This window comes from Pseudomonas sp. LS2P72 (genome assembly GCF_054897865.1).
In genome coordinates, this window is the sequence record NZ_CM142708.1 from 5,156,602 (window position 1) to 5,174,930 (window position 18,329).

18 protein-coding genes are annotated in these 18,329 nt (G+C 59.4%); 3 read left to right on the forward strand and 15 right to left on the reverse strand.

Features of this window, described 5'->3' with window-relative positions; all coding sequences use genetic code 11:
- Positions 1 to 24: 24 nt before the first annotated feature.
- The 8 genes from ACYZUA_RS23650 to ACYZUA_RS23685 all read right to left on the reverse strand — a co-directional run bounded on the left by ACYZUA_RS23650 (position 25) and on the right by ACYZUA_RS23685 (position 6,436).
- A complete protein-coding gene (locus ACYZUA_RS23650) occupies positions 25 to 279 on the reverse strand; it encodes a YkgJ family cysteine cluster protein (RefSeq protein ID WP_461960828.1) in 255 nt (84 codons plus the stop codon).
- Positions 280 to 442: 163 nt separating this feature from the next.
- The gene (locus ACYZUA_RS23655) at positions 443 to 910 is read right to left on the reverse strand and encodes a translation initiation factor 2 (protein WP_461960829.1); all 468 of its coding nucleotides are present in this window, start codon (positions 908 to 910) and stop codon (positions 443 to 445) included.
- A gap of 88 nt (positions 911 to 998) precedes the next feature.
- Positions 999 to 2,438, reverse strand: coding sequence for an aminotransferase-like domain-containing protein (locus tag ACYZUA_RS23660; protein ID WP_283188803.1), 1,440 nt, complete (start codon positions 2,436 to 2,438; stop codon positions 999 to 1,001).
- A 201-nt stretch (positions 2,439 to 2,639) separates the two neighbouring features.
- Positions 2,640 to 3,452, reverse strand: a complete 813-nt coding sequence (locus ACYZUA_RS23665) for an OmpA family protein (protein WP_033055264.1) — start codon at positions 3,450 to 3,452, stop codon at positions 2,640 to 2,642.
- On the reverse strand, positions 3,449 to 3,805 hold the full coding sequence (locus ACYZUA_RS23670; RefSeq protein ID WP_461960830.1) for a DUF4398 domain-containing protein: 357 nt from the start codon (positions 3,803 to 3,805) through the stop codon (positions 3,449 to 3,451). Before ACYZUA_RS23670 ends, ACYZUA_RS23665 begins: the two co-directional genes overlap by 4 nt.
- 9 nt (positions 3,806 to 3,814) lie before the next feature.
- Positions 3,815 to 4,660: a substrate-binding periplasmic protein gene (locus tag ACYZUA_RS23675; protein ID WP_461960831.1), complete on the reverse strand. Its 846-nt coding sequence runs from the start codon at positions 4,658 to 4,660 to the stop codon at positions 3,815 to 3,817.
- Positions 4,661 to 4,740: 80 nt separating this feature from the next.
- Positions 4,741 to 5,670 carry an electron transfer flavoprotein subunit alpha/FixB family protein gene (locus ACYZUA_RS23680; RefSeq protein WP_461960832.1) on the reverse strand — a complete coding sequence of 310 codons (930 nt, stop codon included), beginning with the start codon at positions 5,668 to 5,670 and terminating at the stop codon, positions 4,741 to 4,743.
- Between the two features lie 16 nt (positions 5,671 to 5,686).
- Positions 5,687 to 6,436: an electron transfer flavoprotein subunit beta/FixA family protein gene (locus ACYZUA_RS23685; protein WP_283188805.1), complete on the reverse strand. Its 750-nt coding sequence runs from the start codon at positions 6,434 to 6,436 to the stop codon at positions 5,687 to 5,689.
- A 549-nt stretch (positions 6,437 to 6,985) separates the two neighbouring features.
- Here ACYZUA_RS23685 and ACYZUA_RS23690 point away from each other — a divergent pair.
- A complete protein-coding gene (locus ACYZUA_RS23690; protein WP_461960833.1) occupies positions 6,986 to 8,650 on the forward strand; it encodes an electron transfer flavoprotein-ubiquinone oxidoreductase in 1,665 nt (554 codons plus the stop codon).
- Between the two features lie 186 nt (positions 8,651 to 8,836).
- Here the strand turns inward: ACYZUA_RS23690 and ACYZUA_RS23695 are convergent, their stop codons facing one another.
- Positions 8,837 to 9,727, reverse strand: coding sequence for an AraC family transcriptional regulator (locus tag ACYZUA_RS23695; protein ID WP_461960834.1), 891 nt, complete (start codon positions 9,725 to 9,727; stop codon positions 8,837 to 8,839).
- 190 nt (positions 9,728 to 9,917) lie between these two features.
- Between ACYZUA_RS23695 and ACYZUA_RS23700 the strand changes: the two genes are divergently transcribed.
- Positions 9,918 to 10,970: an NAD(P)-dependent alcohol dehydrogenase gene (locus ACYZUA_RS23700; protein WP_461960835.1), complete on the forward strand. Its 1,053-nt coding sequence runs from the start codon at positions 9,918 to 9,920 to the stop codon at positions 10,968 to 10,970.
- Here ACYZUA_RS23700 and ACYZUA_RS23705 read toward each other — a convergent pair whose 3' ends face one another.
- From ACYZUA_RS23705 to ACYZUA_RS23730, 6 genes are all read right to left on the reverse strand, one after another.
- The gene (locus ACYZUA_RS23705) at positions 10,971 to 11,774 is read right to left on the reverse strand and encodes an IclR family transcriptional regulator (protein ID WP_461960836.1); all 804 of its coding nucleotides are present in this window, start codon (positions 11,772 to 11,774) and stop codon (positions 10,971 to 10,973) included.
- A 60-nt stretch (positions 11,775 to 11,834) separates the two neighbouring features.
- A complete protein-coding gene (locus ACYZUA_RS23710) occupies positions 11,835 to 13,145 on the reverse strand; it encodes an MFS transporter (RefSeq protein ID WP_123364820.1) in 1,311 nt (436 codons plus the stop codon).
- Between the two features lie 199 nt (positions 13,146 to 13,344).
- A complete protein-coding gene (gene dgoD / locus ACYZUA_RS23715) occupies positions 13,345 to 14,493 on the reverse strand; it encodes a galactonate dehydratase (RefSeq protein WP_008152275.1) in 1,149 nt (382 codons plus the stop codon).
- 62 nt (positions 14,494 to 14,555) lie between these two features.
- Positions 14,556 to 15,176 (reverse strand): 2-dehydro-3-deoxy-6-phosphogalactonate aldolase, encoded by a 621-nt coding sequence (locus ACYZUA_RS23720; RefSeq protein WP_461960837.1) that lies wholly within the window; start codon positions 15,174 to 15,176, stop codon positions 14,556 to 14,558.
- Between the two features lie 19 nt (positions 15,177 to 15,195).
- Positions 15,196 to 16,188: a 2-dehydro-3-deoxygalactonokinase gene (locus ACYZUA_RS23725; RefSeq protein WP_461960838.1), complete on the reverse strand. Its 993-nt coding sequence runs from the start codon at positions 16,186 to 16,188 to the stop codon at positions 15,196 to 15,198.
- 192 nt (positions 16,189 to 16,380) lie between these two features.
- Positions 16,381 to 16,860 (reverse strand): GNAT family N-acetyltransferase, encoded by a 480-nt coding sequence (locus tag ACYZUA_RS23730; RefSeq protein WP_150657035.1) that lies wholly within the window; start codon positions 16,858 to 16,860, stop codon positions 16,381 to 16,383.
- Between the two features lie 207 nt (positions 16,861 to 17,067).
- On the opposite strand from ACYZUA_RS23730, the gene ACYZUA_RS23735 reads away from it, so the two are divergent.
- Entirely contained in the window at positions 17,068 to 18,327 is a 1,260-nt protein-coding gene (locus ACYZUA_RS23735; protein ID WP_461960839.1) for an MFS transporter, read from the forward strand.
- Positions 18,328 to 18,329: the final 2 nt, after the last annotated feature.

Here is an 18,329-nt window from a genome sequence, read left to right on the forward strand (position 1 = left end):
TTGAAAATCCATTCGTTAAACACATCACGCCGCCGTCATTTGCTCCCACCAACCCAGCAATTTGATTGCTTCGTCATCGCTGCTGCCACAGACCTCGACGTCGGCCTCAAACGCCGAACAAACGGCCGGCCGTTCCGGTTTACCGAAAATACTGCACAGGTTTTCGATTGAAAGTTGGACGCAGCGTTCTCCCGCGGGCTTGCCATTGGGCATGCCGGGAATCGGTGAACTGATGGAAGGGGCAATGCAACAGGCGCCACAGCCTTCACGGCATTTCATGACGACGAGCTCCTCGACGGGCGATGTGTTAAAGGACGTGGCACAGAGTAACCGCTAAAACGCTTGTTTCAAATTGTCTGGACACGGGTTTTTTCGCTTAAACGAGCGTGACTGACCAGTCTCCGACAAAGCGTCTGGTCAGCGGGTCACGGACGGGAAGAAATTATCGTTTGAACTCGAATTCCAGGGCTGCGCCTTCGACTTCATGACGCTCTTCGTTGCGCAGTTGCAACTGCATTTCGTTGCTGATCAGCCTCCCGTTGAGCTGAAACGGACCAGCCTTGTCGCCAAACATTTGCGGCAATAGTGCATCGTGCCGTGGCATCGCTACCGCACCGAGCGGTTTCAGCTCCTCGGCCATGTCTTGGGGCAGGCTCAAATCCAGGTCGGCCGAGGGAAGCTTGGTTTTCGCGATCTCACTGGCGGATTTGGACTTGGAGGCAATCGGAGGTCGCTTTTTCACCTTGGCCGCTTTCTTTTTGACCGGCGCGGCTTTCTTGGCAGGTGCCGGTTTTTTCGCGGTGGCGCTTGCTGCGGGTTTTTCTTGCACGGAAGCCGCCAATACGCCTTCGGCCTGAAAGGTTATCAGCAGGCAGATCGATAGCCAGACGGCGGGAAAAATCGGCTTCATGGACCCAACGGTACAAACGGCAGGAGCCATATGCTCGCCTGTTGCGCGCGACATGACAAGCTCGGGCAGCAATAACCTGCCCGCCCCCTCAAAAGCCGCCGACCATCTCCTGACAGAGCTGGGTGGCGAGCATGCCCAGGGTCATCAACGCACGCTCGGCTTCACGGTTCCAGGGTGTGCCGCAGTTCAGCCGAATGCAGTGATTGAACTGCTCGGTGTTACTGAAAATCAGCCCCGGCGCGATACTGATGCCTTGCTGCAACGCACGAACGTGCAACTCCTGCGTGTTGACCCGCCCCGGCAGGCTGACCCACAGAATGAAGCCGCCAGTCGGCCGGGTCATCTGCGTGCCTTCCGGGAAGTATTGCTGCACCGCGAGCTGGAAAGCGCTGAGATTCTTGCGGTATTCCTGGCGGATGTAGCGCAAATGTCGGTCGTAGCCGCCGTTCTCCAGGTACGCCGCGATGCCCATTTGCGTGACGCTGCAGGCCGAATGGGTGCTGAAGGTCTGCAAACGCTGGATTTCCTGCTGATACTTGCCGGCAATCATCCAGCCGATCCGCACGCCCGGCGACAGGGTTTTGGAGAAGCTTGAGCAATAGATCACCCGGTCCAGCCGATCATAGGCTTTAAGTGATTTGGTGCGCCCCTGCTCGAACATCAGTTCGCCGTAGATATCGTCTTCGACAATCTGGATATCGAAATCCGAGGCCAGGCGCAGCAGTTGCTTCTGCCGCTCTTCGGGCATGGTGCCGCCCAATGGATTGCTCAGACGAGTGGTCAGCACCAGCGCCTTGATCGACCACTGGTTGGCCGCCAGCTGCAAAGCTTCGAGGCTCATGCCGGTGGAAGGATCGCTCGGGATCTCGATGACCTTGAGGCCCAGCAGGTCAGCCAATTGCAGCAAACCGTAGTAGGTCGGCGACTCGGCAGCGATCAGGTCGCCCGGGCGTGTCAGCACTCGCAAAGACATCTGCAAGGCATCAACGCAGCCGTGGGTAATCACCACTTCCGACGGATCGACCACCACGCCGGCATCGCGCATGCGGATCGCCACTTGTCGGCGCAACGGCTCGAAACCCGGGCTGAACATGTAGCTGAACGCCCGCGGGCTATGGAAACGGGTGACTTTGGCCAGTTGCTGATGCAGCGCCCGCACCGGCAGATAATCAACGCTCGGCACGGCGGCGCCCAAGGGAAACACACCTTCGCGGCGGGATTCGACCAGGACTTGTTGGATGATACTGCTGCGAGTGACCAGACCGGGACGCTCGACCCGGGCGATGTCCGGTGTCGGCGCGGTCAGGGCCGGGGTCTGATGCACGTAGTAACCCGACTGCGGCCGGGCGCGGATCAGCCCCTGATCCTCGAGGTTGGCGTAAGCCTGCAACACCGTCGCATGGCTGACGTTGAGCTGCGAGCTCATCTTGCGCACCGAAGGCACGCGCTCCCCCGGTTGATAGACGCCACGGCGGATGTCTTCGGCCAGTTGCTGAGCAATACGTTGGTAGAGCAAGAGATTGGTCATGACGCAGCACTCGATTTCACGGGCATTTTATTCTTGTGTAAAACAATACCGGAACAGTTTAGAAGTGTACTGGGACAGTTGCCACAATAGTCGACCGTACAGTGCAGTGTCAGCAAAAACTGTACTGTTTTGTGAGTTGATTAGCAGGCGTAAAAAAACCCGGCACTGATGGACAGGCCGGGTTTTCCAGTGACGCAGCCCTTAGCGGGCAGCGCCGAGCTGGCCTTTTTCGTCAGAGAACACAATTTCCACCCGACGGTTCTGTGCACGTCCCCGTTCGGAGGCGTTCACGTCGACCGGATATTCATCACCGTAGCCTTCGACCTGAATACGTTTATCGTCGATGCCCAAATCCATCAGCACGTCCGCCACCGATTGCGCACGGTCACGGGACAGCTTGAGGTTTTCCTGCTTGCCGCCGGTACTGTCGGCATAACCTTCGATGCGCACCACGCGCTTGGGGTTGAGCTGCAGGAACTGCACGATCTTCAACACCACGCGGTTCGCCGAGTTTTTCAACTCCGCTTCGCCCGTGTCGAACAGCACGTCGCCCAAGGTCATCACCAAGCCACGGTCAGTCTGGGTGGTCGCCAGCGCGACAATCTGCTCTTCGAGCCACTTGCCCTGCTGCTGCACGCTGAGCAATTTGGATTCGCGCAGGGCCAGTTGCAGGCGCTGACGCTCCAGTTCGAGCTTCGCCGCACGTTCTTCGTTGAGCACCTGATTGGTGTGTTCGCGCGCGATTTCGCTATAGCGCTCGCTCAGGTAAGCGTAATGCAGCACGTCCGTTCCACTGCCCCAGTAACTGGACAAACGATCGGCACGGGCCAGCGACTCACCGGCGCGAATCACGTCCTTGGGCGCGATTCGCAGTACGTTGGAATCTTCCTTGACCTTCTGGAAGTCAGTACTGGCCTGCTGCAGCGCGGCCTCGCTGTGCTGACCGGCACAACCATAGAGGCTGGCGCAGCCTGCCAGGATCAAACCGCCCAGGGCTTTGGTCTTGAGGCTCATTGGGCATCTCCCAGTTGCTTGCGCAGGCGAGTGATGCGGGTATTAAGCACGTTCAACTGCTCCTCGCTCTTGAGGGTCAGAACCCGGGCTTCGGCCAGACGCGCGTCCAGCTCGGCCTGCTCAGCCCGCATGCGCGCGTTCTTGAAGGATTGGTCGTTCATGCTGCCCTTGGCGCGGTTGAACTTGTCTTCGGCCAGTTTCATTTCCGGCACGTCGACGGCGGTGGCGCCCACGGCCTTGGCCTGTTCGAGGGCCTGCTCGGTCAGGCGCATTTGTTCATTCGGCGCCGGATCGGCTGCACAACCCGCCAGAGCCAGAACGGCCAGGGCAGCGAAAAGAGGTCGAATACTCACTAAAAATCCCTACTGTTTTGGGGTACTGACGGGTTGTTGCGGCGATGGCTGCGGTTGTTGCTGTTGCGCTTTCCAGCGCTCGATATTGCGTTGCAGCACGGCTTCCGTCAGTCCGGACGCGGGCAATTCTGTCATCTTTTTGGCCAGCTGTCCGCGCAACCACGGATCGTTGCAGGCGGAGTTGTGGGAAACCGCGAGGAACAGGCCGGGTTTGTCGATCGATTGTGGACGGGCGATCAGGTCGTTGGCCAGGTTAAGTGTCTGCGCGGCCGCCATGCCCGAGTAGCGTCCGGCAAGGACAAATTCCACCTCGCCCAGCAGCAATTTCTGAAAGGCCTGGGTCAAATTAGGTGTACGTACGAGGGTCAATTGCTGCTCGGCGAACGTGCCAAATGCCGGGGTCATACGAGACTTTTCCGACAATGCGCCGGGATGGCCGTGAAGGTCCTGCGCTTCGTTGTAGATCAGCGTCGAGTCTTTGCGGGTCCAGACCAGGTAATCGTTTTCCAGTAACGGCGGATGAATGTAATCCAGAGTGTCCAGCTCGCTGACCGTCAATGACGCATCCGCCAGCATGTCCATTCGTCCACTGCGCACTTCGCCCAGGGACTGGGAACGCTTACCGGCGTAAAGCAGTTCGACCTTGATCCCCAGCTCCCCCGCCACTTGCTGCAACAGGTCGGCACTGGCGCCGATCAGGTGCTTGGGGTTTTGCGGGTCTTGCCACAGGTACGGCGGCGCATCCGGGCTACCGGTCACCACCAGGCGTTCGCACTTGCCCGCGGCGACGGACAGCGTCGGCGATACCGTCAGCCCCAGCAGCAATGACCAGCCGTAAACGCGGCGCAGATCCATGGCGACACTCTCCCACTCAAATCCGGAACAAAAAAAAGCCCGACCAAAAGGTCGGGCTCTTTATAAGTCAGGCCGCTGGATTAGACCAGCTTCTCGAACTCAGGGATGGCTTCGAACAGGTCCGCCACCAGGCCGTAATCGGCCACCTGGAAGATCGGCGCTTCTTCGTCCTTGTTGATCGCAACGATCACTTTGGAGTCTTTCATGCCGGCCAGGTGCTGGATCGCGCCGGAGATACCGACCGCAATGTACAGCTGTGGAGCAACGATTTTGCCGGTCTGACCGACCTGCATATCGTTGGGTACGAAACCTGCGTCGACTGCGGCGCGGGAAGCACCGACAGCAGCGCCCAGCTTGTCGGCCAGGGCGTACAGGTGTTTGAAGTTGTCGCCGTTCTGCATGCCGCGACCGCCGGAAACGACGATCTTGGCAGCGGTCAGTTCCGGACGATCGGACTTGGCCAGCTCTTCGCCAACGAAGCTGGAGATGCCAGCGTCATGGGCAGCAGCAGCGGCTTCAACAGCAGCAGAACCGCCTTCAGCCGCGACCGGGTCGAAACCGGTAGCACGAACGGTGATGACTTTGACCGCAGCGTTCGATTGAACGGTTGCGATGGCGTTACCGGCGTAGATCGGGCGCTTGAAGGTGTCAGCGCTTTCGACCGAGATGATCTCGGAGATCTGGTCAACGTCCAGCTGAGCGGCAACGCGCGGCAGGATGTTTTTGCCGTTGGAAGTCGCGGCAGCCAGGATGTGGCTGTAGCCCTTGCCCAACTCTGCAACCAGAGGAGCAACGTTTTCCGGCAGCTGGTGAGCGTAGGCGGCGTTGTCGGCCACCAGCACTTTAGCCACGCCAGCGATTTTCGCAGCGGCTTCAGCAACAGCGCCCACATTCTGGCCAGCGACCAGAACGTGAATGTCGCCACCAATTTTGGCGGCAGCAGCAACGGTGTTCAGGGTGGCAGGAGCCACAACCTTGTTGTCGTGTTCTGCAATTACCAAGATAGTCATGATTCGGCTCCTTAACTCAAAGCACCTTCGCTTCGTTTTTCAGTTTCTCGACCAGTTCAGCCACCGACTTGACCTTGATACCCGCGCTGCGTGCAGCTGGCGCTTCGACTTTCACGGTCTTGTTGGTGGAGGCGGTGGAAACGCCCAAAGCGTCCGGAGTCAGCACTTCGAGAGGCTTCTTCTTGGCTTTCATGATGTTTGGCAGGGACGCGTAGCGCGGCTCGTTCAAACGCAGGTCGGTGGTGACGATGGCCGGCAGTTTCAGGGAAACTGTCTGCGCGCCGCCGTCGACTTCGCGAGTCACGGCAACGGTGTCGCCGCTGATTTCGACTTTGGACGCGAACGTGCCCTGACCGTAGCCGCTCAATGCCGCGAGCATCTGGCCAGTCTGATTGTTGTCGCTGTCGATGGCTTGTTTGCCAAGAATCACCAGCTGAGGCTGTTCCTTGTCGACAACAGCCTTGAGCAGCTTGGCAACGGCCAGCGAAGTCAGGTCTTCAGCGGATTCGACGAGGATGGCGCGGTCGGCACCCAGAGCCAGCGCAGTGCGCAGTTGCTCTTGAGCGGTGGACGGGCCGATGGAGACGACGACGATTTCTGTCGCAACACCCTTCTCTTTCAGGCGTACGGCTTCTTCCACTGCGATTTCGCAGAACGGGTTCATCGACATCTTGACGTTGGCGAGGTCGACGCCGGAATTGTCCGCCTTGACGCGAACCTTGACGTTGTAATCCACAACGCGTTTGACAGCTACAAGAACCTTCATGGATTCCTCGTTACTCTCCGGTGAAAAGAAAGTCGCCTAGGCGAACCTGGCGGTTTGATGCTCATCGGCGCAAGGGCACCTCTAAAAACGCTGGCAAAGGTGTCAAGTGACAAGCGCTTACGATGAAGATGACCGTTCGTCAGTGGTGACTGACGAGTCATTCATTATCGCGGCGTGTAAACTGCGCGCCAGAACCTGCGCTGCGCATCACCTTGTCCTGCCATCGCCCTGTCTTTAGAGGTGCTCCTGGAACCAACAGTCAGCCTACGGCGAGCGCAAAACCGACCGTATCTTGACCGGAACGCCTATTCCGGTCAATACGGCAAAATGGCCAGTCATAAGCCGCGTGACTTTGATTTCTCTGGCTTTGAGCCGATTCAAACAAACGTTTGTATTGGACGCTAGGAGTGGTGTAGATATAATGCGCCACCTCAGAGAGAAAGGTGGCTCATCGATTGTCCTCTTCCTGCATTGCGCAGGGATTCATGGATGCGACACCAAACCTCCAATTAGAAAAAAAACTGTTGAGCCTTGAGTAGGAGATAACCTGTGGAACGCGAATACATGGAATTCGACGTGGTCATCGTCGGTGCCGGCCCCGCTGGTCTTTCCGCCGCCTGCCGCTTGAAGCAGAAGGCCACTGAAGCCGGCAAGGAAATCAGCGTCTGCGTGGTCGAAAAAGGCTCCGAAGTCGGTGCTCACATCCTGTCCGGCGCCGTGTTCGAACCACGCGCCCTGAACGAATTGTTCCCGGACTGGAAAGAACTCGGCGCCCCGCTGAATACGCCAGTCACCCGCGATGACATCTTCGTTCTCAAGAACGCCGACAGCGCGCAAAAGATTCCCGACCTCTTTGTGCCCAAGACCATGCACAACGAAGGCAACTACATCATTTCCCTGGGCAACCTGTGCCGCTGGCTGGCCCAGCAGGCCGAAAACCTGGGTGTGGAAATCTACCCTGGCTTCGCCGCTCAGGAAGCGCTGTTCGACGAAAACGGCGTGGTTCGCGGGATCATCACCGGCGACCTGGGTGTTGACCGCGAAGGCAATCCGAAAGAAGGCCTGTACACCCCTGGCATGGAACTGCGTGGCAAGTACACGCTGTTCGCCGAAGGTTGCCGCGGCCACATCGGCAAGCAGCTGATCAAGCGCTTCAACCTCGACAGCGATGCCGACGCCCAGCACTACGGTATCGGCCTGAAAGAAATCTGGGAAATCGACCCGGCCAAGCATCAACCAGGCCTGGTGGTCCACACCGCCGGCTGGCCGCTGGACATCATGGGCACCGAGAACACCGGTGGCTCGTTCCTCTATCACCTGGAAAACAACCAGGTGGTCGTCGGTCTGATCGTCGACTTGTCCTACAGCAACACCTACCTGTCGCCATTCGACGAGTTCCAGCGCCTCAAGCATCACCCGGTGCTCAAGCAATACCTGGAAGGCGGCAAGCGCATCAGCTACGGCGCGCGTGCTATCTCCAAAGGCGGCCTGAACTCGCTGCCGAAAATGGTTTTCAAGGGCGGCGCGCTGATCGGTTGCGACCTTGGCACCCTGAACTTCGCCAAGATCAAAGGCAGCCACACCGCGATGAAGTCCGGCATGCTCGCCGCTGAATCCGTGGCGGAGGCGCTGTTCGCTGAAAAGGACGGCACCGAAGAGCTGACCACTTACGTCGACGCGTTCAAGAAGAGCTGGCTCTACGACGAACTGTTCGCCAGCCGCAACTTCGGCCCGGCGATCCACAAGTTCGGCGCCATCGTCGGCGGCGGTTTCAACTGGCTCGACCAGAACATCTTCGGCGGCAAGCTGCCGTTCACCTTGCACGACACCAAGCCGGATTACGCTTGCCTCAAGCTTGCGGCCGACTGCAAGAAGATCGACTACCCGAAACCAGACGGCAAGATCAGCTTCGACAAACTCAGCTCGGTGTTCATCTCCGGTACCAACCATGAAGAAGAACAGCCGTGCCACCTGAAGCTGACCGACCCAAGCATCCCGATCGCCAAGAACCTGCCGATGTACGATGAGCCTGCCCAGCGTTACTGCCCGGCCGGCGTGTACGAAGTGGTGACCAAGGAAGACGGCGAGAAGCGCTTCCAGATCAACGCCCAGAACTGCGTTCACTGCAAGACCTGCGACATCAAGGACCCTGCACAGAACATCACCTGGGTGGCGCCGGAAGGCTCTGGCGGCCCGACTTACCCGAACATGTAAGTCGAACGGCTGAACAACAAAGGCTCCCTGAACGGGGGCCTTTTTGTTGCCCGCCATTTATGCAACAACACCGCCAATAGTAGGAGCCGAGCTTGCTCGCGATAGCGGCATGTCAGACGACCGTGATGTTGGATGACACACCGTTATCGCGAGCAAGCTCGGCTCCTACAGGGGATCAGCGGCGCATCAGGCAGCGCGTTCATCCCCAGGATTACGCTCGAAGTAGCGCTTGTACTCGCGACTGAACTGCGAGGTGCTTTGATACCCGACCCGATGCGCCACCTGTGCCACGCCCAATCCCTCGCCCAGCAGTAACTGCTGGGCCCTGAGCAAACGCAAGCGCTTCAAGTACTGCACTGGCGACAACAACGTGCTGCGTTTGAAATGCTCATGAAAGGTCGACGCGCTCATATTCGCGCAACTGGCCAGGGTCTCTACATTCAGCGGCTCGGTGTAATGCGCATGCAGATGACTGAGCGATGCCGCGATCCGGGCGAATTGCCCCTGCTGCTCGACCAGCGCCCGAAGCACATCGGCTTGCGGACCACGCAAGGCAACGAACAACAATTCCCTCAACCGCGCCGGCCCCATGATCTGGCATTCCAGCGGATCGTGCAGGCAATGCAGCAGCCGCTCCACGCAACCACGCATCCCATCGTCGAGCACTGCCGAGGTCATCGACTCGGGTGTCTGCGCAGGAATATTACGCCCCGGCGCCAGCCCCATGGCCAACACCAACTCACCGAGCAACACCCGATCAATGGCAATCGAAACCCCAAGCATCGGCCCATCCGGCGCTGAAAACGTTTCGCACTCGAACGGCACCGGCAATGCCTGAATCAAATAATGCCCGGCGCCGTATTCCAGCGTACGCGGCCCCAGATACGCCAGTTTGCTGCCCTGGGCGATGATGACCAGACTCGGCTCATAAATCTGCGGGCCGCGAGCCACATCACAACTGGCCCGCAAAACCTGCACACCCGGCAACGCCGTGGGAGCGAAACCATCGCGATTAGTCAAAGGCTGGATCAGCGAAACCAGCGTGGCATTGGCATCCAGATGACGGGTCAACAACATGAGGGCTCTTCACAAAAAAGTCGCGGAAATAGGGATGAAAGCATCATCGCAGGTCTGATGGCCAATGCGACCCATTGAAGGCTGATGCCGGAGGATTAGGCATGACACCCGGAGGAATCGCCATGGCCGGCGACAGGTACGGCGCCCAAAATTCGCCATCTCCCCCGTCACAGCTTTTGCGAGGTTCATCATGTACACCGCCATCGGATACGCCGCCCAGTCGGCCACCACTCCCCTCGCCCCCGTGAAATTCGAACGCAGAAGCCCTCGGGCCGACGACGTCGCGATCGATATTCTCTACTGCGGCGTCTGCCATTCCGACATCCATCAGGCACGCAACGAGTGGGGCATTGCCGTTTACCCACTGATGCCCGGCCACGAGATCGTAGGCAAAGTTACCGCCATCGGTGCGAATGTCACCCAGCACAAAGTTGGCGATCTGGTCGGCGTCGGCTGCATGGTTGATTCCTGCCGCAGTTGCGAAGCCTGCCAGTCGAACCTCGAGCAATACTGCCTCGAAGGTCCGACCATGACCTACGCCACCCCGGACCGCGTCGATGGCAGCAACACCATGGGCGGCTATTCCGACAGCATCGTGGTCAGCGAACACTTCGTGGTGCGCATCCCGGAAAAACTCGACCCAGCCAGCGCCGCGCCAATCCTGTGTGCCGGCATCACCACCTATTCGCCGCTCAAGCACTACGGCGTGAAGGCGGGCGACAAGGTCGGGATTCTCGGCATGGGCGGCCTCGGCCATATGGGCATCAAGTTCGCCAAGGCATTGGGCGCTGAAGTCACGTTGTTCACCCGCTCGGCGAGCAAGGCCGAAGAAGGTCGTCGCCAGGGTGCGGACCACGTGATCGTGTCCACCGATGCCGAACAGATGAAGGCTGCGGCAGGACATTTCGACTTCCTGCTGGACACCATTCCGGTGCAGCACGACCTCAATCCCTACCTCGATACGCTGCGTTTCGACGGCGTGCACATTCTGGTGGGTCTGATCGAACCGGTCGATCCACCGGTCCACGCCGCCAAACTGGTATTGGGCCGTCGCGTATTGGCCGGCTCGCTGATCGGCGGCATCGCCGAAACCCAGGAAGTGCTGGATTTCTGCGCCGAGCACAACATCACCTGCGACATCGAAATGCTCGACATCCGCCAAATCAACGAGGCTTACGCCCGCATGATCGCGGGTGACGTGAAGTACCGTTTCGTGATCGATATGGCGACGCTGAAAGTCTAATCAGACCTTAGCGCCAAGCTCCGCCGACAGCCGGGCTGTGACCCCTTTGATCAGGGGAATCAGCTCGGCCATTTTCTCCAGCGGCATGTACGGCACGGTGCTGGCGATGCTGATACCGGCGACGATACGTTTGCTGGCATCACGGATCGGCGCCGCCACGCAGCGGATCGACGGTTCGTTGTCCTCCAGATCGAACGCATAACCGCCCGCCACATACTCGACCATGCGCTGCTGAAACTGCTCCCACGACTGCTCCGGGTGCTGCGGCCAGAACTGATTTTTCCCACCCGCCGGCAAGCTGACTTCGTACAGCCGCTGCCATTCTTCCTGCGGGTCATCGAGCATCAGCGCCTTGCCGATCCCGGTACGCGCCAACGGCATGCGATGGCCGACCCGCGAACGCATTTCCGGGCCATTGCGCCCCGGATTCTTGTGCAGGTACAGCACCTCGTCGCCTTCACGAATCGCCAGGTGAATGGTGTCGCCCGTCAGCGCCGACAACTCATCCAGATACGGTCCGGCAAGAGTCACCAGCGGCAGCTCTTCGCGCGCCTGGAAACCCAGTTCGATCAGCTTCGGCCCCAACAGATAACCGACTTGCGGCACCACGCGCAGGTAGCGCTCGTCCACCAGGCAACTGGCCAGACGATGGGTGGTGCTGCGCGTGGTGCCGATCAGCCGGGCGATTTCCTTGAGATCGCGGGCGCCACTGGCCACGGCCTGAACCACACCCAGACCACGAAGCAGTGTCTGGGTGCCGGTCGGTGCGGCGTCCTTGGCGATTTTTGGGGCGTCTTCCTGCATATCCAGCCTTTACCGTTGAGCGAGTGAACGGGTGGCATTATGGTCGCCCGCATGCCGCAACTACAACTTGATACGCTCGACTTTGCCGACCAGCAAGATGTAGGAAAGCGCACCGATCAACGCCAGAACCGAGATATAGGTGATCGCCGGGGCAAACGAATCACCGGTGGCGAGGAAACCGATGACGATCGGCGTGGTAATCGCCGACAGGTTGCCGATGAAGTTGAACACCCCACCGGTCAATCCAAGCAATCGCGCCGGGGCCAACGTTGAAACCAGCGACCAGGTGATCGACGCGAGCCCGTTGCCGAAGAACGCCAACGCGAGGAAGGCAATCACCAACGGTGTCGACTCGACGAAGTTGGCGCCGATGATCGAGGTAGAAATCAGCAGGCCGCCAATGATCGGCAACTTGCGGGCGAAACCCACGGTGTAGCCGCGACGAATCAGCCAGTCAGAGAAGAACCCCGAGCAGAGCACACCGACGAAGGCGGCGAGAAACGGCAGCGACGCCAACAGGCCGGACTTGATGAAGTCCATGCCGCGATATTTCACCAGGTAGGTCGGGAACCACGTCAGAAAAAACCACAACGTCGAGTTGAGGCAGAACTGACCGAGGTAGATGCCCCACAACTTGCGTTTGGTCAGCACGATGCCGAGATCGATCCAGCTGAATTTGGCTTTGACTTTGGCTTGTTCAGCCTGGATATCCACCAGCCCGCCACCTTCGCGAATCAGCTCGATTTCGGCGTCATTGGCGCCTTTGAAATCCCGTGGCTCGCGATACACCGCGTACCAGATCACCGCCCAGAGAATGCCCACCGCACCGGTGCTGACAAACACCATGTGCCAGCCATATTGATGCTGCAGCCAGGCCAATACCGGCGTCAGGAACGCCAGACCGACGAATTGCCCGGAGGTATAGAAACCGATGGCCGTGGCGCGTTCGCGCTCGGGGAACCAGGTGGTGACCACACGGCTGTTGATCGGGTACGCCGGGGCTTCCAGTGCACCGACTGCCATGCGCAATACGAATAGGGCAATGAAGCTGGCGGCGAAGCCGAGCATGACGGTGGCGATCGACCATAGCAGCAGCGCGACGCTGTAAAGGATGCGCGGCGGCACCCGATCCACCAGCCAGCCACCGGGGATTTGCATGGCAGCGTAGGTCCAGCCGAATGCCGAGAAAATCAGCCCGACGTGGATTGGATCGATGCCCAGTTCACTGGTGAGTGCCGGGGCGGCGATGGACAGGTTGCTGCGGTCCAGGTAGTTGATCACTACCGTAATAAACAGCAGGACCATGATGAAAAAACGCTTGCGACTGGGCGTCACCAACGACGCCTGCCCGGTGAGGGTTTGCGGTTGCATGGGGAATGCCTCTTCTTATGTTTATTGAGGTCGATGTGAAATCGGGGGGTTGCCGTAAATCTTCCTGTCCATGGAGATCAAACTGTGGGAGCCAGCCTGCTGGCGATCGCGGTGGGTCAGTCACCAAAAATGCTGGATGTGCCGACCAAATCGCCAGCAGGCTGGCTCCCACAGGGATTTGCGGTGGGTCAGTGATCACTCACCACTCGGCAAAACTGCCATCGGCATGGCGCCAGATCGGGTTGCGCCAGCGGTGGCCGACGGCCGCGCGTTCGATCACGTACTCCTCGTTGATCTCGATCCCCAGGCCCGGGCCATTCGGGATTTTCACGAAGCCTTTGTCGTAGTCGAACACCCGCGGATCCTTGACGTAATCCAGCAGGTCATTGCTCTCGTTGTAGTGGATGCCTAGGCTCTGCTCCTGGATGAACGCGTTGTAGCAAACCGCATCCAGCTGCAAACACGCCGCCAGTGCAATCGGGCCCAACGGGCAGTGCAGCGCCAGCGCCACGTCGTAGGCTTCGGCCATGTTGGCGATCTTGCGGGTTTCGGTGATGCCGCCGGCGTGAGACGCATCCGGCTGAATGATGTCGACGTAACCTTCGCTGAGCACACGCTTGAAATCCCAGCGCGAGAACAACCGCTCGCCGAGAGCAATCGGGGTGCTGGTCAGCGGCGCCAGTTCTTTCAGCGCTTCGTAGTTTTCGCTGAGCACCGGCTCTTCGATGAACATCAGTTTGTACGGGTCGAGTTCCTTCATCAGCACCTTGGCCATGGGCTTGTGCACCCGGCCATGGAAATCGACGCCGATGCCGACGTTCGGCCCCACCGCATCGCGCACGGCGGCGACGTTGGCCAGGGCCAGGTCGACTTTCTCGAAGGAATCGAGGAACTGCAGCTCTTCAGTGCCGTTCATTTTCACCGCAGTGAAACCACGCTCGACCGCTTCCTTCGCAGCACGAGCGGTATCCGCCGGCCGGTCGCCGCCGATCCACGAATAGACGCGAATCTTGTCCCGCACCTGCCCACCGAGCAGATCGCTGACCGACACACCCAAAGCCTTGCCCTTGATGTCCCACAACGCCTGGTCGATACCGGCCAGCGCACTCATGTGGATTGCACCGCCCCGGTAGAAGCCGCCGCGGTAGAGCACGGTCCAGATGTCTTCGATGTTGCGTGGGTCTTTGCCGATCAGGTAGTCGGACAATTCTTCAACGGCAGCAGCGACCGTGTGAGCGCGGCCCTCGACCACGGGTTCGCCCCAACCGGTCACGCCCTCGTCGGTTTCGACCTTGAGGAAGCACCAGCGTGGCGGAACGATGAAGGTGGTCAGTTTGGTGATTTTCATCTTTTGCTCTCTTTTTATAAGTGCAGCTCTTATAGATGTAGCGCTCGCAGCGCCAAAAAGTCTTAGCGAAGGGCTTTCCAGGCAGCGACATATGCCTTGGCATTGGCCGCCACTTCATCTGGCGTCATGCCCGGTTTGAACAACCCGGAACCGAGGCCGAAACCTTTGACGCCCGCGTCGATAAACACCTGCATGTTGTCCGGCGTGATTCCGCCGACCGGCGCCAGAATCGTTCCCGCAGGCAGCACCGCGAGCCAGGCTTTGACGACTGCCGGGCCCATCTGCTCGGCCGGGAACATCTTCAGCACGTCCGCCCCTTCGGCCAATGCCGCAAAGGCTTCAGTCGGCGTCGCCACACCCGGCGACAGGAACAACCCCGCCGCTTTCGCTGCGCGCAACACCTTGGCATCGCTGTGCGGCATGACGATCACTTGGCCGCCCGCCGCTTTCACTTGCTCGACCTGCTCCGGCGTCAGCACCGTGCCCGCACCGATCAGGCAATCGGCGGGCAAGGTACTGCGCAGGATGCGGATACTTTCGTACGGCTCAGGGGAATTGAGCGGCACTTCGATGACGCGAAATCCGGCGGCGTAAAGGACTTCGCCGATGGCTGCCGCCTCTTGCGGGCGCAGGCCACGCAAAATCGCGATCAGACCGTTTTGCGCCAATGCTTGCTTGAGCATGTCAGACCTCCAGTCAGGTTTAACGGGATGAGTGTGGTGTGATCAGTCCGGCGGCAACCGCCAGCTGCCACAAGCCGCGCTCGGTGGCTTGTTCGGCCAGGGTCACCCGGGCAAAACCACAGGCGTCGAGCGCCCGGCTGTAGCGGGCACAGAGTTGGGTATTACCGATGAGGATGATCGAAGGCAAATGAACGCTGTTGCGTCGGCGTCGCTGGACGCTGGCCAGCGCCGACAGCTCATGGCCGATCAACAGACCGGACAAATAATCCGGTTGGGCGGTGGCGCTGAGTTCGCCAGTCAATCCGAGGCTGCGGGCACTGAACAATGTCGATAACGGCCCGATCTCGCCATCCGCCGACAGCGCCACCTGCACACCACGATCAAAGGCGTGGCCATCGAAGGACGCACCCTTTTGCTGAGTACGCCCCAGAATGCTGTGCTCGCTGAGCACGGCGAAGACTTCGCCGGTCATGAAGGTATCGAAATGAACGATGCAGCCGTCGGTCACTTCCACCCACTTCGAATGACTGCCCGGCAGGCCGATCAACAGATCGTTGCCCGCTTCGCCCGGCAAATTGTGCAGAACGCCGAGCACCTGGGTTTCTTCGCCGCGCATCACGTTTGGCAAACGAGACCGCTGAATCACGCCCGGCACGATGTGCACATCGACACCGCGAAGACTGCGAACCGTTTGTAGGGAGATTCCGAGATTGGCGACGTTTGCCGGCGTATCGCGGTAAGCCGCTTCACGCCAGCCTTGTGCGCTGCCGACCATGCCGCAAGCAATCACCGGCAAATCGGGCTGCGCGTCGAGCCAGTCACCGCAGGCCTCGTCAAAGGCCAGTTCAAAACCGTCGGTACATTCCTGGCCCGCGATCATTCGCGGCGTCCTGGGCAACTGCATGATCCCCGACGACAGCGAACGCTGTTCGAGCACCTGGCCACCCGCGGCGAGTTTGTAAGCACGTAATGAGGTTGTCCCCCAATCGAGCGCGATCAATTGCGCCAGCATCGCTTCACCTGTTTTGTTTATTGGCAGTGAGTGAGCTGGACTATAAACCCGGACGCATAAAAATCTCAATATATAAATATCACTCCCATATATTGGGATTGAGGCAAAAAAAGATCGCGGCCTTCGACAACTCCTACAAATCGAGGTAGGAGCTGTCGAAGGCTGCGATCTTTAATAGACGCCGGTTGCGATCTAGCCCTCGGCAAACTCCCGCAACACCGCCCCATCCATCCGATACCGCACCCACTCTTCCTGCGGCTGCGCACCCAACGATTTGTAGAACTCGATCGCCGGTTTGTTCCAGTCCAGCACGCTCCATTCAAATCGACCGCAATCATTGGCGCAGGCGATTTTTGCCAGGTGACGCAGCAAGGTTTTACCGGCGCCGCCGCCACGCTGATCGGGGGTGATGTAGAGGTCTTCGAGGTACAGGCAGTTGCTGCCGAGCCACGTGGAATAGCTGAAGAAAAACACCGCGAAACCGATCGGCGAGCCGTCGCGCAGGCAGATCAGACCGTGGGCGGTGGCGCCTTCGCTGAACAGGCTGCGCTCGATGTCGGCGACGCTGGCGATGACTTCGTGGCGGGCACGTTCGTAGTCGGCCAGTTCGGTGATGAACCCGAGGATTTGCGGTGCATCGCTTGGGGTCGCCGGGCGGATCTCGATCGTCATGGACGTGCCTTCGTCAAAAGTTGAAAACGCCATACTAAGTCGGCGCGCGGCGCTCGTCACATATGAAATAAAAACGTCATCCGTGGGGCCTGCTGAAGGCTTTACTCCGGCCAGCGCTAACTTTGAAATCAATAACCACATACCTGACATCGACGCCTTGCGTGATAGATAGATGAAGCTCTCTTCTATCGGTCAAGGAACCGCGTCATGCCTAGCGCAACACCGCAAGTCTCCAGCAGGTTATTCGGCCTGTTTTGTCTGGCCAGCTATCTGCTGTCGCTGTCCTATGGTTCGACTTTTTTGCTGTCGTTGTTGATCGGTTCCCGCGGCGGTAATGAGCACGATGCCGGCAGTGTGATTTCGGCTGCGATGCTCAGCACCTTTGCCGCCGTTATTGTTTCCGGGCACTTGTCCGACCTGCTCGGTGCTGCCCGCTCGATTGCGCTATTCGGCACTCTGCTGGTGGCCGCCAGCCTGGGCTTCGCCCTGGCGCCGGGATTCGGCAATCTGTTGTTGTTTTTCGGCCTCTTGCTGGGGTTGGGTTGGGGCGTGTTCTATACCCTCGGCCCGATCATTGTGGCGAGCCTGGTAACGCCTGCTCAACGCGCGAAATACTTTGCGCTGCTGTCGGGCAGCATGATGACCGGGATCGGCAGCGGTCCCTTGTTAGGCCGCGCTGCCAGTGCCCTCGGCTATCCGATCACCGCGGCGTTTTACCTCGCGGCGCTGGTTAGCCTGATCGGCGTGTTGCTGTTCTGGCGGTTGGATTCGCAACTGAAAAAAGCGTCCGCCCACTCGGCAGCGGTGTCACGAATTTCCTGGCGTGCAGCGGCGCAAGTGCTGTCGTCCAGAGCGATTTTTCCGATCATCATGGTCGGCCTCTGTGGTTGCGTTTTCGGCGGTCTGTCGAGTTTTCAAACCAGCTACGCTACCGCGCGCTCACTCGACTATTCATTGTTCTTCCTCGGTTTCATGAGCGCAGCGATCAGCAGCCGCATGCTGATCGCCGCTTTCGTGGTCAAGCGCGACCCGCTCCGGGCGTCCTGCCTGTTATCGGGCCTGATGATGGGCTCGATTCTGATGTTCGGGTTTGTCGTCGACGACGGGTTCAGCTACGTGCTGGCGGCGGTGATGCTCGGGGTCGGTTACGGGCTGACCTACTCGGTGATCAATGGCCTGGCGGCCAACGAGGCGCCGAACGGCACCACCGCGCAATCGTTGCTGCTGTTCAGCCTGTCCTACTTTATCGGCGTGTTTGGCTTTCCGTTGCTGGCCGGGAAAATCATCGTGGAACAGGGGATGGCGACGCTGTTGCTCACGGTATTGGCAGTTGCTGTGCTGAACTGGCTGATCAGTGTCGGTCGGCTGCTCTGGCGTCGAGCCATTACCAGCAAAGCGCTGCAGCAGGCCTGGACCGTTCGTCGTTCATCAGGCACCAATCCAAATCGGCGGCGGACCAACCTCTAGTA